Genomic DNA, 15,548 nt, shown 5'->3' on the forward strand with positions numbered 1-15,548 from the left:
GCCACAAAGGCTTGGCGAATGCCAAGTTTTCTAATAGTATAAGCTATTTATCCCGTATAAACGGGCATGCCTACCCCCACCTCAAGTCTTAAGTGAAACGAAAAGAGTAGGTGGGGGTAATTACTGTGCGCAAATGTCCGATTGGTTCAAGGGCCTTTAGGTCATACGTTGGGTGCTAACAATCAGTGTGGGACGGTCACTGATTGAAGTTTCGCTTTATGGTAATGTGCTTTTTTTGAGATTTAAGTGAAACTTTTATACTTCAAGAGATGATCAGAGGGGTTGGGTGACGATCCTGAAAATTTAAGTGCAAACATGCCGCTTTAAATTTTAAGTGACACTTTTCCCTGGCATAGATTGACTTATGTCTATCCGAACCTCTTGGGTGACAAAACCAACTTGATGGACATGGGGATAGGGGTGTCTACATATATTGTTAGAGCAGGGATAAAGCTTAAATTATCAAATTCAAAACTCATATAGGGATTGGAGAGGTGGAAAATGCGACAAAAAATTTTAGAACATACAAAAGAAATCTTAAAAAAGGAAGTCGATGAAATAACAATTGAAACGATTGAAGAAAGAAAAAATAAAATTATGAAATATCTAATATTTTTAGAAAACATGGTTGAATTACCAGAGCTCGACATATCCTCTGAGGGACCTTCACAAATAGACCCCCTTCCAAAAGAAAATGCTCAGGCCTATACATTTGAAAGAAAGCTAGTTGGTGGATATGTACCCGAAAGAGATGTTTATCTTCCTGAATATGTGGTTCGTACAGCTGGAATTTCCAATGGCGACAAAATCTCTCTTGAAAGAAAAGATACAAAAAAAGAAGAATACTTTGTTCATTTATTAGAAAAAAAGAACATCCCTGTAAAGCGTGAGGAAATTCAATACGGTATTGTTAGAAGAGATGGTGATTTATTATTGGTGGATACCACCCTTCAAGAAGGAATGAAGCTCATTAAAATCGATGACATGCCTTATACATTTTTGCTACGCGAACAGGATATACAAAAAATGCAGCTCGAGGATGGAGATATTGTGGATATAGCTTATGATCCAGATAACCCTAATTATTTTCGAGTCGTATGGAAACATCAGATTGAGGATGAAATTCCTCCACGTCCTATAAAATCTGGATTTTATAAACAATCCAATTCATCATCCTCAAAAGGAGTAGAGAAATGGTTAGATGGGTATTCTATTTTAATTGTAGGATGTGAGCCTCGAAAAGCCATATATAAACAGATCATAGAAGAAAGAGGAGGGGAGTTTTTATGGTTTGAAGGAACGGAAGACGAAGATAGAATCCGTGCAGCTGTTGTGAAATCTCATTTCATCATTGTCCTTCAGCCATTTATCCGCCATCGGGCTAGTTATCTATTAGTTGAATTGTGCAAAGAAATGCATAAACCATATAAGGTGATTGATAGTTTGGGTGTTGCAAGTATCCTTCGATCGATAGAAGAATTAATATAGTACACCTATGTGAAAGACACAGGGAAAAACAACAAGCAAGATGATTCCTCATTTATTTCGAGGAATCATTTTTTGTTAGGAATGTTTACAGTCGTGGGTGGGTGGCACTTAAGTGAACAATTCGGCACGCAAACAAGAAAAATTTCACCCATCCTTCTTAACCAGTAGAAAAGCGTCACTTTATAGCTAGAAAACGTCACATAGAAATATGAAGTATAGCTCCTAAATATAGATAGTAACACCCAAGTAAAGAGAGTAGCGCACAATTCTTAAACTCATCACTATGAACAAAAATAACATCACTAAAAACCGGGTCTTTACAACTGAAAATATTGAGGTCGGCACTTAACCCATTAAATCGCCACCCAACTACAATGAGTAGCACCTAATGCGATCAAATAGCACGGAAGTCCACTAAACCCAAGCTGACAACTAACTTCAGTAAAAATTTATAATTTTTTTATCCAGAAATTTTTTTGAGAAAAAAGAGAAAAACTTCAAAATTGCTTAAATAATTGTATAATAATAAATAATCAAAAAATTCACACGCGTTTATTACATAACAGCGTCGCAGTGATATCATGATAACGGATGAAAGGGGGAGCTAAATTGGAGCAAGAAGCATTATTGAAGGTGGAAGGACTTAAGACTCACTTCTTCACAAAATCCGGTGTGGTAAAGGCGGTAGATGGAGTTTCCTTTGATATCAAACCTGGTGAAACCCTCGGAATTGTAGGTGAGTCTGGTTCTGGAAAGAGCATAACAGCGATGTCGATTATGCGGTTAATCGCATCTCCTCCAGGAAAAATAGTTGCAGGTACAATCGAATTTGAAGGAGAGGACCTTCTGAAAAAATCAGAAAGACAGATGAGATCGATTCGTGGTAATCAAATCTCCATGATATTTCAGGATCCCATGACCTCCTTAAATCCAGTTTTTACGGTTAAAAAACAAATGGTAGAAACCATTTTGACCCATGAAAAACTTTCAAAAAAACAAGTGGAGGATCGTGCTGTTGAATTACTTGATTTAGTTGGCATTCCAGATGCGAGAAATCGATTAAAAAGCTATCCTCATGAATTTAGTGGGGGGATGAGGCAAAGAGTGATGATTGCGATGGCTCTTGCGTGTAACCCTAAGCTTTTAATTGCAGACGAGCCAACAACGGCACTAGATGTAACGATTCAAGCGCAAATATTGGAGCTTTTAAACAGGCTTCAAAAAGAATTAGGGATGTCCATTATTATGATTACGCATGATTTAGGGGTAGTTTCTGAGGTTTGTGACCGAGTGATGGTCATGTATGCTGGACGACCAGTTGAATATACCGATGTTAAAACACTATTTAACGAACCTAAACATCCATATACATGGGGATTATTAAACTCTATCCCTCAAATCAAGGAGAAAAAGGATCGATTAGAAGCGATTCAGGGTACTCCACCGGATTTAAGAGCATTGCCAACAGGCTGTAATTTTGCGCCAAGATGTAGGCATGCGATTGATGCTTGTCAACATATTGATCCTGATTTAATCAGTATAGATGAAAATCACCAGGTTCAATGTTTACTTTATGACGAAAAAGCAAAGGTGGAATCGACATGACGCCATTATTAGAAGTTAAAAACTTAAAAAAGCATTTTCCGATTTCATCTGGCTCACTCCTACCTAAACAAATAGGTACAGTAAAGGCGGTAGACGGGATTTCATTCACACTGGAAAGAGGAGAAACTCTAGGTTTAGTTGGTGAAAGTGGTTGTGGAAAGTCAACGGCAGGAAGAAGCATCTTAAAATTAATCGAACCAACAAGTGGAGATATTCTTTATAAAGGTGAATCCATTATTGATTATAAGGGAGAAAAACTACGTAAATTGCGTAGAGATATGCAGATTATCTTCCAAGACCCATTCGCATCTCTCAATCCACGTATGACAGTAGAACAAATAATCAGTGAGCCAATGAAGGTCTTTGGATATCCAAGAAAATTACACAAAAAAAAGGTAGAAGAGCTACTAGATGTAGTTGGACTGAGCTCTTATCACAAAGTCCGCTATCCCCATGAGTTTAGTGGAGGACAAAGACAAAGAATAGGAATAGCAAGGGCGTTGGCACTTGAACCTGAACTGATTATTTGTGACGAGCCAGTGTCTGCACTAGATGTATCCATTCAAGCTCAGGTTATTAATCTATTAGAGGATCTCCAAAAGGAGTTTGATCTAACCTATATATTTATCGCTCATGATCTAAGTGTCGTTTACCACATCAGTGATCGAGTGGCTGTCATGTATCTTGGAGAAATTGTAGAAATAGGGACGGCAGATGAACTATATGAGAATCCAAAACATCCCTACACCCAAGCATTGCTTTCTGCGATTCCGGAAGTAGACCCCGAAGAAAGAAGGGAACGCATTCTTTTAACCGGGGATTTACCAAGTTCTTCAAATCCTCCAACAGGATGTAAGTTTCATACACGCTGTCCTTTTGCAGAGGAAATTTGTAGACAAGAAAAACCAGTGATCCGTCAGGTAACAAAAAGTGGACAACAAGCTGCTTGTCATTTGGTAAAGGAAGAAATTCCTGAGTTGACTATTTAATTAGGTTTACACTTTCGATCTATTAAAATACATATTTATGTTTCTAGTAGATCGGATGTAAAATAAAACAATTTTAAAGGGGGCTTTACTTTGAACAAGAAGGTTTTATGGTCTGTGTTTGCCTTAATGTTACTTCTTATTGCAGTAGTTTCTGGTTGTTCTGATAATGCGAATTCAGACAGTGCACAAAACAACGAAAACAATACGGGTGATAACACTACAGACAACGGGAACGATGGAAGTATTGATGGAGAAGATTCGAGCACTAAGAGATTAGTATTCGGAAGAGGTGCTGACTCAGTAAGTTTGGATCCTTCAAAGGTAACAGATGGAGAATCTATCTACGTAACGAACCAAATTTATGACACTCTAGTTCGTTACAAAGAGGAAAACACAGAAGTAGTACCTGCTTTAGCAACAGAGTGGAATACTAGTGATGATGGTACAGAATGGACATTTAAGCTTCGTGAAGGAGTGAAATTCCATGATGGTACTGATTTCAATGCGGAAGCTGTTGTTTTCAACTTTGAGCGTTGGACGACTTCTAGTGAGTTCATTTACTACGGTTACATGTTTGGTGCTTCTGAGGATAACATGAAAGGAATCATTGATAGTGTAGAGGCTGTTGGTGACTATGAAGTTAAATTTACCCTTTCAGAGCCTAATGCACCATTCCTATTTACTTTAGCGATGCCACCATTTGCCATTGCTAGTCCAACAGCAGTAGAGGCTGCAGGCGATAACTATGGGGACGAGCCAGTTGGAACTGGACCATTTAAGTTCGCATCTTGGTCTAAGGATGACAAAATTGTAGTTGAAAAGAACCCGGAATATTTTGGAGATGTTGCTAAAGTTGACGAAGTTATCTTCCGTGTTATTCCTGATAACGGAGCACGTTTCATGGAACTTCAAGCAGGATCAATTGACTTAATGGTTGGATTAAATCCGCAAGACCTATCTACACTAGAGGAAGATGAGAACCTTCAGGTTATTCGTCGTCCATCTATGAATGTAGCTTACATGGCTATGAACAATGATAAGGAAAAGTTATCTGATAAGCGAGTTCGTCAAGCTATTAACCTAGCAATCGATAAGGGAAAACTTTTAACTCTTTATGAAGGTATTGGAAAAGCAGCGAAGAACCCAATGCCACCATCCCTATGGGGTTACAACGATGAGATCGAGGATTATGGTTATGATGTAGAAGAAGCCAAGCGTTTGCTTGCCGAAGCAGGATATGGCGATGGCATGACTTTAACTCTATACAGCATGTCCAATCCACGTCCTTACATGCCACAACCTAAGCTTTTAGCACAAGCTATTCAGCAAATGTTGAAAGACGTTAACATTACTGTGGAAATTGTTGAAAACGATTGGGATACTCAATTAACTGCAACTCAAAATGGAGATCATGAACTTGGATTCATGGGATGGATTGGAGACAATGGTGATCCTGATAACTTCTTATATGTCCTTTTAGATAAGGATAATGCAAAGAAAGGTTCAGCAGGTAACATTGCTTTCTATAAGAATGACGAGGTTCATGAGCTATTGAAGAAGGCCCAAACAGAAATGGATCAAGACGTTCGCACGGAGTATTATATGGAAGCTCAAAAAATCATCCATGAAGATGCACCTTGGGTACCAATTGCACATACAACACCACCACTTGGTGCAAGCAAGAAAATAAAAGACTACATTCCACATGCAACAGGTAGTGAACCATTTAATCATCTGGATATTGTAGAATAGTAGGTCAGATTTTAATTTCAGGGAAGGGCTTGCTTGCGGATAGAAAGCAAGCCCTTTCTTAAAAGATAAGAAAGTATAAAATTTGTCTAGCTCCAGCGCCCTATCGACTAGAGACGGTTCCCTCCTCTCCATCGATAAGTCAACATCGATTCACTTCGTGAACCGTGTTTCATTTATCTCGGAGGATCGTAGGCTAAAACCGCCACATCGTGTGGCAACGCCTACGTGACCCACATCCTGTGGGCCTCACCGCCTTACGTCGATGATCAAGGGCGCTTGCGCTTTTCTTACTTAGATGGAGGAATGGATCATGCTAAATTATATTTTACGCCGCTTGGTGATGCTGATCCCTGTTTTGCTAGGGGTTTCTATCCTGGCATTTGCACTAATTCATCTGATTCCAGGTGATCCAGCAAGAAGTATGCTTGGTGAAAAGGCTTCGGAAGAGCAATTAGAACAGCTAAGAAAGGACATGGGATTAACCGATCCTTATATTGTTCAATATGGTCGGTTTATAGGTAATGTAGTAACGGGGGATTTTGGAACATCGATCAAATCCAATGATTCGGTTTTGTCTGAGATTTCTCATCGTTTACCTGCTACATTAGAATTGACCATTTTTGCTATGGGTCTGGCTATCATAGTTGGGGTGCTTGCAGGAGTAATCGCAGCAGTCAAACAGTATTCCTGGTTTGATAACATTAGTATGACCGGGGCCTTGTTTGGATTATCGATGCCGATCTTTTGGCTGGGGTTAATGATGATTTGGCTTTTCTCAGTAACCCTACATTGGTTTCCACCTTCCGGACGCTTGGCAGATACAGTAGAATTAACCACCATAACGAATATGTATATGCTAGATAGTGTTTTAACGGGGAATTGGAAGGCACTGCAAGATAGTTTTGTTCATTTATTAATGCCAGGTATTGCACTTGGTACGATTCCAATGGCAATCATTGCACGTATGACACGTTCTAGTATGTTAGAGGTTATGAAACAAGATTATATTCGCACAGCAAATGCAAAAGGACTAGCAACCAAATTGGTTATTTTTCAACACGCCTTAAAAAATGCTTTTTTACCAGTGCTAACGGTCATTGGCTTACAATTTGGTTTTTTATTAGGTGGGGCTGTTTTAACGGAAACTATTTTTTCATGGCCGGGAATTGGTCGTTACGTTCTTTTAGCTGTATTAGGACGAGATTATCCAGTAGTACAGGGAAGTATATTAATCATCGCCATAATCTTTGTATTAGTAAATCTGTTTACGGATATTCTTTACAAATATATTGATCCAAGAATCCGTTACGATTAGGAAAGGAAGTGACAAAAATGTCTGCACAATTACAGCCTGTCCCAGATCCTCAAGAACCCGTTACTCCTGCATCTCCTAAGCAATCTAGCTTATGGATGGATGCCCTTTCACGGATTCTTAAAAGTAAAACATCTATGGTGGGTTTATTTATTATTCTTGTACTCATTATAGTAGCAATTTTTGCCCCCCTTATCGCTACTCACGATCCAATAGATGGGCAGGATATATTAAATAGATATCAAAAGCCTTCGGCAGAGCATTACCTTGGGACTGATGAACTTGGTCGCGATATTTTTAGCCGAATTGTATATGGAACACGGATTTCCATTCAAATCGGATTAATTGCTGTCGGGATTTCCATGATCATTGGAGTCATTCTAGGTGGCGTCGCTGGATACTTTGGACGATGGATTGATATGATCATCATGCGATTTGTCGACATTTTAATGGCTTTTCCTAGTATTCTACTAGCTATTGCCATGGTTACTATACTTGGAAAAGGATTAACGAATGCAATGATTGCGATTGGAATCGTCGGTGTTCCTCATTTTGCTAGAATTGTTCGATCAACCGTTATATCTATCAAGGAAACCGAATATATAGAATCAGCGCGGGCGATAGGGGCGAAGAGCCACAGAATATTATTTCGCCATGTGCTTCCCAACTGTATGGCTCCTATTATAGTTCAAGCCACATTAAGTATTGGTACAGCTATTTTAGATGCAGCAGGTTTAAGCTTCTTAGGGCTTGGTGCTCAACCACCAATTCCAGAGTGGGGAGCTATGCTTGTTGATGCAAGGTCGGCTCTTCAATATGCACCATGGGTCGTTACTTTCCCGGGTATTGCTATTTTCCTTTTCGTGTTAGGATTTAATTTATTTGGTGATGGATTACGTGATGCTTTAGACCCTCGCCTCAAGCAGTGAGGAAATATGGATAGGAAATTTCATAGGAATCAGTTACACTAAGGACGAAGCGATAGGCTTTGTCCTTTTACTGTTTTAAAATGATGTCTAGCTCCGGCACCCTAGCGACTTGTGTCCTTCACTCTCCGTCTTACGATAAGTCAACATCGAATCGCTTCTAGCTCTTCGTGCTTTCATTATCTTAGTTGGTGAGTTCTAGGCCATACGCCGCTGGCAGGGTGCTTGCACTTTTCTATTAAGAGGTGTTATTTATTATGAGAAAATTTTTTATGTCTTATGGTGTTATTTTAATTCTTTTTTCTATCGGTGTTTTTCTCATGTTTTGGCACTCGGAAAAGCCAAAGGAACAAATGATGTATACTTGGCCCAACTTACCTGCGCCAATCGGACATGAACGAGTTTTGTTAACGTTAGCTGGACAACCTTCAGAGGGAAGAATTATAGACGAATTAGCTCGTCAATTGCATTTAGATGCAGATTATCGACCGATGGTACTCGGAACAGATGTATATGACTATCGAACCATTGTCGTTGCCGTGGGATATAGCCCGCTGGGAGTCTATGATAGTGGTCGAACGTTGCAGGAGGAAAAGGATCGTATTCAGGGGATATTAAAGGAAGTTAGGTTCCGAGAAATTCCATTGATTATGATTCACTTAGATGGTGCAGGCAGATTGGACCCACAAACAATGGAATTTATGAAGATGATTGCTCCTTACACATCCTATTTCCTTGGATTGAAATCGATGGAAAATCAAATGGAGCTTCAAAAGATTTTTTCGGAATATCGAGTTCCTATTACTTTAGTAAATTCTGTTAACGACTTTGCTACTCCATTTAATTCCGCATTTCGCTAAAGGTGGTGATGTTAATTGGTTCAAAAATTAAATCATTGGTATGGTTTCTCTGGTCTTTTGCTTTTATTGTTTGCAGTGTTTTATCCAATGGTGTCCCTAGAATGGCTTGCTGATCTCCTGGAACAAATTGATCAAAGCATCCTAGAGGGAGACAGTGGCCAATTAATCTCTACCGCATTTTCATACATAACATGGTACTTAGTCTTATTCGTTATGATTTACTTATCTGCAATGCTCATTGCTGACTATATTACAAGTTCAAAAAGCTCTATATGGTTTCAACTGCTGTTTGTCTTGATTGTTTTATTGACCATTTTTATATATAAATATTTTTATCAACTAGAATTCGGATGGATTAACCACTTTTTTATTTTGGGCATTTTGTTATTGTTGAAAAACTTTATTCCCTACCAAAAGAGTTTCTATCTGTCCTTTGTTGTGATTCTTAGTTTGTTACTGCTTTCCTTTTTATGGCTCAATGTCATTCCTGGTTTAACCAAGTTCGGATTTGGAGTAGATGATTTATCTCTTAGCTTAAAAACAGCGGATGCTTACCTGACAGAGTACAAGCTATTCTCAACGGTTGGAGTGACTTTCTCTACAGCTTTCTTTGTCATCACTGTCATTTTGACGATCTTAATTTATATCTTCACTCAGCAAATCCTGACGTTAAGAAAGATGAATGAGAAAGAGGAAGAGTTAAAGAAAACAAGAGGAGAGTTAGTCGAAACAAAGATTTTTCAGGAGGTCACTTCTCTTGTGCATGACCTTAAAACCCCCCTTGTATCAGTGGAAGGTTTAATCTCATTGATGAGGATGACTACTGATCCCAACTCTAAGCAATATACTTATTTTAAGAAGATGGAATCTTCTATAGAGAAAATGAAGGATATGATTTCTGAAATCCTTTATGACAAAGTTAAAACCATTATCCCAGTTCATGAAATGATCCAATACGCTACAAGCTTTATTATTTTTGATCGGAATGACATCAATTTCTCGGTTTCATGTCCAACGGATCTTCCCCATATCAAAGTAAACAAAATCAGATTTGCGAGAGCATTGACTAACATTATAGAAAATGCGGTAGCTTCTTTAGAAGGACGTGGAGGGCGGATTGTTCTTACTGTATTTCAAAAGCAGGATTGGGTTTACTTTCAGGTAAAGGATAATGGTCCTGGGATTGAAAAGGAATTATATGAAAACATATGGCAAGAAGGGTTTAGTACGAAATCGTCGTCTGGAATTGGTTTATCCTTCGTAAAAAGAGTAATAGAAAATCATCAGGGGTTTGTGAATGTAAAAAGTGAACCATGGATGGAAACGGTGGTAGAGTTAGTTTTGCCGGCATGGGAAGGGGAGAAAGAAAATGATTTTAGTCATTGATGATAACGCGGATATTCGCTTTACAATTAGGGAGATTTGCGAGTTTGCCGGATGGGAAGTAGCAGAGGCTGAGAATGGAAAAGAGGGTCTTGAGGTTTGTGAGAAGGTTCAACCGAATCTGATTCTTGTAGATTATCACATGCCGGTCTGGAATGGATTAACTACGGTTGAAGAAATAAGAAAGAGAGAACATTCTATTCCAATCATTGTTTTAACGGTTGAGGAAAAACAAGAGATTGCTGATCAGTTTTTAGACGCTGGAGCCAATGATTTTGCACTAAAACCAATTAAAGCACCTGACTTGATCTCTCGTATACGACTGAACTTGAAAATTGCGCGTCTTCAAGAGGACAACCAATCCGTTTTTGTGGATAAAGGAATCAATACGAATACATTAAAAACTATTAAATCCTTTTTACTAAATCAAACAACTCCTTTAACCATTCAAGAAATCCAACAAGAGCTTCCGGTTGCATATCAAACCGTTCACCGGTATTTGAATTACTTAACAGAACAAGGAGAGGTTGAAGTTATTTCTCATTACGGCAACAAAGGCCGGCCCAAAAATAAATACAAAATCCTGTAACATTTCTGAAACCTTTAGGCTTGGATTTACGTCTTTATTTGTATAGGAAATATTTTTTGGATCCATGTTCAGGGACATTCACCCAATTTCCCGGAAATCGGTGAAAAAAGGTGAAGCATTGGAATATGCTTCACCTTTTTTCATAGAATGGTGATAAGGTAAATCTTTTAATCTATGAATTTTAAGATTTTTTATACCATATTTGAATAAAAGTTTATAAAATTGTCAAAACCTATGATAGACCGATAGATCCTGGAGGATGATGTTATGAAGAAAGCTACCGCAATGCTCATGACTATACTCGTAGTTGCACTTATTCCAATCTTTTTGATTCAGTTTTACCCCGTATCCAATGTGACGGGAGAGAATGTACAGGATGATACAGACCAAGTGGTGAACTGGGCGAAGGAAGAGGGGTTATTTTCTGATACCTTGGACATAGATGAGAAGGTAGTAGAAAAGAATTTCGCTCAAATGATGGTTACCTATTACAAACTAGCTTCCTCTTCGAATGTTGACCCATACTCAGTTCTAGCATCCTATGAAGTTCCTTTAGTAGGATATAACTCTCTTGTACCAAGCTTCCAAAGAGAAGAAATCCCTATAGGACTTGTCGCGCAATCTATAAGCTATTTGTTAGGGCAAGGTCCATCCTTATCGGATGCAAATCATTTCTTTGAGCAGTCTTCTTTATATTATGACTTTACGAAGAAGGCAACTCTAAAGGACGTTTTGTCCATCTTTTATCATTTAGAGAATCAAGGTAAGAATCAAATAGCTGTCCAAGAAAAAAACAATCCATTTGGTTCAGCCTACCAAGAAATGTTGGCTTTTAGTAAGGTTGACCCGATCTCTTTTGGTATAAGCTTGTCTAGCTTTTCAAATTACAATGCTGACGAGGCGGACACATTAAAAGATACAGATTTAACAGAGGAGCAGGCAATAGAACTTATGTCACGCTTCGCGGAAATTTACATGGATTATGAAGTAGATGATTACTATCGAATAACTACTTATGATAGTAAAAGCAATTTTCAGCAAGCATTTGTGGAAACATCAGCTCCATCCATTACTTCTCGCTATTTGGATTACCTAGCGGAGGAAAAGGAAGGACATTTATATGTCATACCAAGGGAATTTCCCCCTTTATACATGGACGGATTTGATACTCATCTATTTAAGCTAGACAATCAGCATTTTGTGGCCATTCAAACTGTTTATGATGAAATGGTAGGTTCCTACCAAATCATTCATGAATTCGAATGTGAGAATGGAAAATGGCTAATTTTCAATCTATATGGCCAACCAAATCCTTTACTAAAAACGGAAAAGAATTTGTATTAAAAATTTAGGGTGGCAGCAAGCCCAAAAGTTGTTTTATCAAGAAAATGAAAAAGGTGATTCCTCATTATGGAGTCACCTTTTTTGTTGAAATGCTTTTCAACTGATGACACTTAAATGAACACTTTGGCGCGCAACCAAGAAATGGGGCACATTACCTTCACAAACGGGAAAAAATCGTCACTGAAAACCTTGAAATCGCCACATAGAAATGGAGAGTATGGCACTCAAATAAAGTTGGTAACACCCAAGTGAAGTGAATAGCACACAAATTATAAAACTGTCACTATGTATAAAAAAAGTGTCACTTAAAACGGGCTCTTTAGCACATAGAATTTTAAAATTATCACTTAACCTTTAAAATCGCCACCCAAGGACTTTTAGTAGCACGTAAAGGTGTAAAAAAGCACAAAAATTTACTAAACAAACAAGATGTTATTTCACTGAATGGTTTTTAATGTCCTTTGTTGACGGTTATGTCCCAGCTCCTTTCCTTATGGTACAATATGAGAAAAAAATAGGAGCGATATTTTTGAAAGTAACTAGGCTACTCTATTGGATTCCTCCAGTCGTTTGGATGGGAATCATATTTATTTCGTCCTCCACCCCTTATGAGGAGCAAGACCTTCGACCATTAATTAGTGATAAGCTGGACTTATCTGTACTTGAGCCATTCCTTAGTCCTATTCGCTTTACATATAATCACTCAGAAGTTAGTGTAGCCGCACAGGGCATCGCTGGATTCATAGAATTTTTCATTAGAAAAGGAGCACATGTTGGGGTTTTTCTAGTCCTTAGCCTTTTGTTCTACTATTCTGCTAGCCACACGATCAAAACATCGATGAGATGGAAAATAATCATTTCATGGGGATTAGCGGTGTTGTATGCAGCAATAGATGAAATTCATCAAGGATTTACCCCAAATCGAACTCCTTTTGCAGGAGATGTTGTTTTAGATACAGTAGGGATAACACTTGCCATGATAGGAATCTGGATGTGGACAAGAAGACGGGCCATGTCCAAAACTACAGTCGCTGAAAATCAGAATTAATACTTCATAAAAGGGGCGTTTTTAAAGTGTGGATAGGAGTTGACTTAGGTGGTACTAACCTGAGAATAGGCGTTTTAAATGAAGAATCTTCTCTTATTTATAAAGAACAAATAGAAACAAGGGTAGAACGTGGACCTGAAGCCATAATAAACGATATACATAAAATGATCGAGAAGGCATTTGATCAATATCCAAAGATTCAGGCGGTTGGAATAGGAGTTCCAGGTCCTCTGGATTCACATCTTGGAATTATAAAAAGTCCTCCCCATCTAACGGGATGGAATAATATTCCATTAAAGGAGAAGCTGGAGGACGTGTGCCCTTTACCGGTCCATGTCGAGAATGATGCAAAAGTGGCAGCGCTGGCAGAAGCGTGGTTTGGAGCAGGAAAAGGATTTGATTCGGTTTATTATATTACTGTAAGTACTGGCCTTGGTGGTGCGCTTATTTTAAACAGGGAAATCTTTCACGGGCTGAACGGTTACGCTGGTGAAATTGGAAACATGATTATAAAATCGGATGGATATAAGCACTCGACCCTAAATATTGGTGCGCTCGAAACACTAGTATCCGGTACAGCACTCTCGAGAATGGCAAAGGAGCAACTTGGTATTGAGGGAGGAGCAAAAGAACTTTGTCGGTTAGCGTTAAAAGAAAATGATAAAAGTGCGCAAGACTTATTGAAAACATCCATTTCTCACTTAGCGATGGGGATAGCAAATATTGCACACGTAATAAACCCTTCACTATTTATTTTAGGAGGTGGCGTTGTAATGGGTGGGGGTGATTGGTTTTTAAACGAATTAAAACGACAAGTTGTTCAATATATCTTTCCAGAAATGAATATTTCGATCGAAAAAGCAAGCTTAGGGGGAGATGCGGGAATCATAGGGGCCGCACTCGTAGGGAAAATAAAGTATCAAAAATAACTTCAAATATTATTATGTAGGAACTTCTTGTCTATAAATTCTATTTTCTAAGTTTTTTTAACATTTATAAAAATAAAATTTATTATTTGGTAAAACCCCTATATTATAGGTCTAAAGAGGTGCACCTAAAGTCATGGAGGGATTAGGGTGGACAATATTAGTGAATTATTAAAAACATATTATCATTTAACCAATTCAGCAACTTATTTTGTTCGGTTAGGTAATGAAGAAAGCATCAATTCATATCCACCAAATCACCTGGAGGCTTCCAAAGAATTCCGCAAGAAATTATTAAAAACATTAATAGCAGAATTTAAAAATCGGCATGACACTGCCGTTGAGCTCTCCATAAAAGAACATAGAATTTTGCTGGCGTATTCGTTTGTGGATTCGAATGCATTTATTGTATCAGGCCCTTTCACCACTAACGAGGAACTATCTAGTTCAACTATAATCTTTTGTACAAAAGAACAACTAGAAGCATATAAGGTCGTCATGTCCTCTCTTTTTAAAAATGTGATTGGTGTTAGCTCAACAGCTAAAGAGAATCTTGATTCTAATAAGGAACTGGAACAGGTTTTCGCGCAAAAAAAATACTATATCCACTCTTATGAATTGGAAAATAGATTTTTTGAACACTTTTTAAATGGAGAAGAAATATCCATCAAATTTTTAAGGGAATTAGATATTTTTAATAGACCTCCTGTTGGTTGTGGAAACGCGCTACGAGTCATTAAAAATCGTTTGATTTGTGCAGTTACTGTAGTTTCTCATAGGGTTATTGAAGCAGGGGTGAATTCTGAGGATTCCTTCTTATATAGTGATTATTTTATTAACAAAATTGAAGAGATTGAAGAAATGTCTGAGGCTAATCAGGTACTATATGATATTTATGATACATACTTAAGCTTACTAAAAAAGTCTCGCCAATATAATTATTCACCGATAGTCGAAAGAGCAATTAAGTATGTGAAGGAGAATATCACAAAAGAAATTTCTTTAAACGACATTGCAAAAATACTAAATGTTCATCCTAATTACTTATCCACTATTTTTAATCGTGAAACGGGTTCAAGTCTGACACATTTTATCACAACATTAAGGATGGAAGAAGCTAAAAAAATGTTAGCTTATACAGACCAATCCATATTAGATATAGCTTTATCTCTTGGATTTAATAGTCAAAGTTATTTTACGACAGTTTTTAAAAAATATACTTCCATGAATCCAAAGAAATACCGCAAAAGGTATAGGAAAGTGTAAGCGAGTGTTGTCTTGGATAGGTTTTCATATGATCTAGACGTCCCCATTAATAAACATACC

Annotated in this window: 13 protein-coding genes; all 13 read left to right on the forward strand. The window is 37.9% G+C overall.

Features of this window, described 5'->3' with window-relative positions:
- The first annotated feature begins 501 nt into the window (after positions 1 to 501).
- The 13 genes from RZN25_12070 to RZN25_12130 all read left to right on the forward strand — a co-directional run bounded on the left by RZN25_12070 (position 502) and on the right by RZN25_12130 (position 15,488).
- Positions 502 to 1,488, forward strand: coding sequence for a DUF2325 domain-containing protein (locus RZN25_12070; GenBank protein MEQ6377552.1), 987 nt, complete (start codon positions 502 to 504; stop codon positions 1,486 to 1,488).
- Positions 1,489 to 2,079: 591 nt separating this feature from the next.
- Entirely contained in the window at positions 2,080 to 3,093 is a 1,014-nt protein-coding gene (locus tag RZN25_12075) for an ABC transporter ATP-binding protein (protein MEQ6377553.1), read from the forward strand.
- On the forward strand, positions 3,090 to 4,082 hold the full coding sequence (locus tag RZN25_12080; protein MEQ6377554.1) for a dipeptide ABC transporter ATP-binding protein: 993 nt from the start codon (positions 3,090 to 3,092) through the stop codon (positions 4,080 to 4,082). The genes RZN25_12075 and RZN25_12080 overlap by 4 nt, the downstream gene beginning before the upstream one ends.
- Before the next feature lie 90 nt (positions 4,083 to 4,172).
- Positions 4,173 to 5,834 carry an ABC transporter substrate-binding protein gene (locus tag RZN25_12085; protein MEQ6377555.1) on the forward strand — a complete coding sequence of 554 codons (1,662 nt, stop codon included), beginning with the start codon at positions 4,173 to 4,175 and terminating at the stop codon, positions 5,832 to 5,834.
- A 310-nt stretch (positions 5,835 to 6,144) separates the two neighbouring features.
- Complete coding sequence (locus tag RZN25_12090) at positions 6,145 to 7,149, forward strand: ABC transporter permease (GenBank protein ID MEQ6377556.1); 1,005 nt, start codon at positions 6,145 to 6,147, stop codon at positions 7,147 to 7,149.
- A gap of 17 nt (positions 7,150 to 7,166) precedes the next feature.
- Entirely contained in the window at positions 7,167 to 8,075 is a 909-nt protein-coding gene (locus RZN25_12095; GenBank protein ID MEQ6377557.1) for an ABC transporter permease, read from the forward strand.
- Between the two features lie 254 nt (positions 8,076 to 8,329).
- The gene (locus tag RZN25_12100; GenBank protein ID MEQ6377558.1) at positions 8,330 to 8,932 is read left to right on the forward strand and encodes a DUF6305 family protein; all 603 of its coding nucleotides are present in this window, start codon (positions 8,330 to 8,332) and stop codon (positions 8,930 to 8,932) included.
- A 15-nt stretch (positions 8,933 to 8,947) separates the two neighbouring features.
- Complete coding sequence (locus tag RZN25_12105) at positions 8,948 to 10,318, forward strand: HAMP domain-containing sensor histidine kinase (GenBank protein ID MEQ6377559.1); 1,371 nt, start codon at positions 8,948 to 8,950, stop codon at positions 10,316 to 10,318.
- Positions 10,302 to 10,904 (forward strand): response regulator, encoded by a 603-nt coding sequence (locus RZN25_12110; GenBank protein ID MEQ6377560.1) that lies wholly within the window; start codon positions 10,302 to 10,304, stop codon positions 10,902 to 10,904. Before RZN25_12105 ends, RZN25_12110 begins: the two co-directional genes overlap by 17 nt.
- 267 nt (positions 10,905 to 11,171) lie before the next feature.
- Positions 11,172 to 12,248 (forward strand): hypothetical protein, encoded by a 1,077-nt coding sequence (locus RZN25_12115; protein MEQ6377561.1) that lies wholly within the window; start codon positions 11,172 to 11,174, stop codon positions 12,246 to 12,248.
- Positions 12,249 to 12,777: 529 nt separating this feature from the next.
- Positions 12,778 to 13,296, forward strand: coding sequence for a VanZ family protein (locus tag RZN25_12120; GenBank protein MEQ6377562.1), 519 nt, complete (start codon positions 12,778 to 12,780; stop codon positions 13,294 to 13,296).
- A 26-nt stretch (positions 13,297 to 13,322) separates the two neighbouring features.
- On the forward strand, positions 13,323 to 14,225 hold the full coding sequence (locus RZN25_12125) for an ROK family protein (protein MEQ6377563.1): 903 nt from the start codon (positions 13,323 to 13,325) through the stop codon (positions 14,223 to 14,225).
- 147 nt (positions 14,226 to 14,372) lie between these two features.
- Positions 14,373 to 15,488 (forward strand): AraC family transcriptional regulator, encoded by a 1,116-nt coding sequence (locus RZN25_12130; GenBank protein MEQ6377564.1) that lies wholly within the window; start codon positions 14,373 to 14,375, stop codon positions 15,486 to 15,488.
- Positions 15,489 to 15,548 lie beyond the last annotated feature (60 nt).

The organism is Bacillaceae bacterium S4-13-56 (genome assembly GCA_040191315.1).
Taxonomy (GTDB): domain Bacteria; phylum Bacillota; class Bacilli; order Bacillales; family JAWJLM01; genus JAWJLM01.

Excerpts from the sequence above, each read along its gene's own strand:
- RZN25_12115 (MEQ6377561.1), top strand. The coding sequence starts at position 11,172 with ATGAAGAAAGCTACCGCAATGCTCATGACTATACTCGTAGTTGCACTT.
- RZN25_12100 (MEQ6377558.1), top strand. The coding sequence starts at position 8,330 with ATGAGAAAATTTTTTATGTCTTATGGTGTTATTTTAATTCTTTTTTCT.
- RZN25_12075 (MEQ6377553.1), top strand. The coding sequence starts at position 2,080 with ATGAAAGGGGGAGCTAAATTGGAGCAAGAAGCATTATTGAAGGTGGAA.
- RZN25_12090 (MEQ6377556.1), top strand. The coding sequence starts at position 6,145 with ATGCTAAATTATATTTTACGCCGCTTGGTGATGCTGATCCCTGTTTTG.
- RZN25_12070 (MEQ6377552.1), top strand. The coding sequence starts at position 502 with ATGCGACAAAAAATTTTAGAACATACAAAAGAAATCTTAAAAAAGGAA.
- RZN25_12110 (MEQ6377560.1), top strand. The coding sequence starts at position 10,302 with ATGATTTTAGTCATTGATGATAACGCGGATATTCGCTTTACAATTAGG.
- RZN25_12080 (MEQ6377554.1), top strand. The coding sequence starts at position 3,090 with ATGACGCCATTATTAGAAGTTAAAAACTTAAAAAAGCATTTTCCGATT.
- RZN25_12095 (MEQ6377557.1), top strand. The coding sequence starts at position 7,167 with ATGTCTGCACAATTACAGCCTGTCCCAGATCCTCAAGAACCCGTTACT.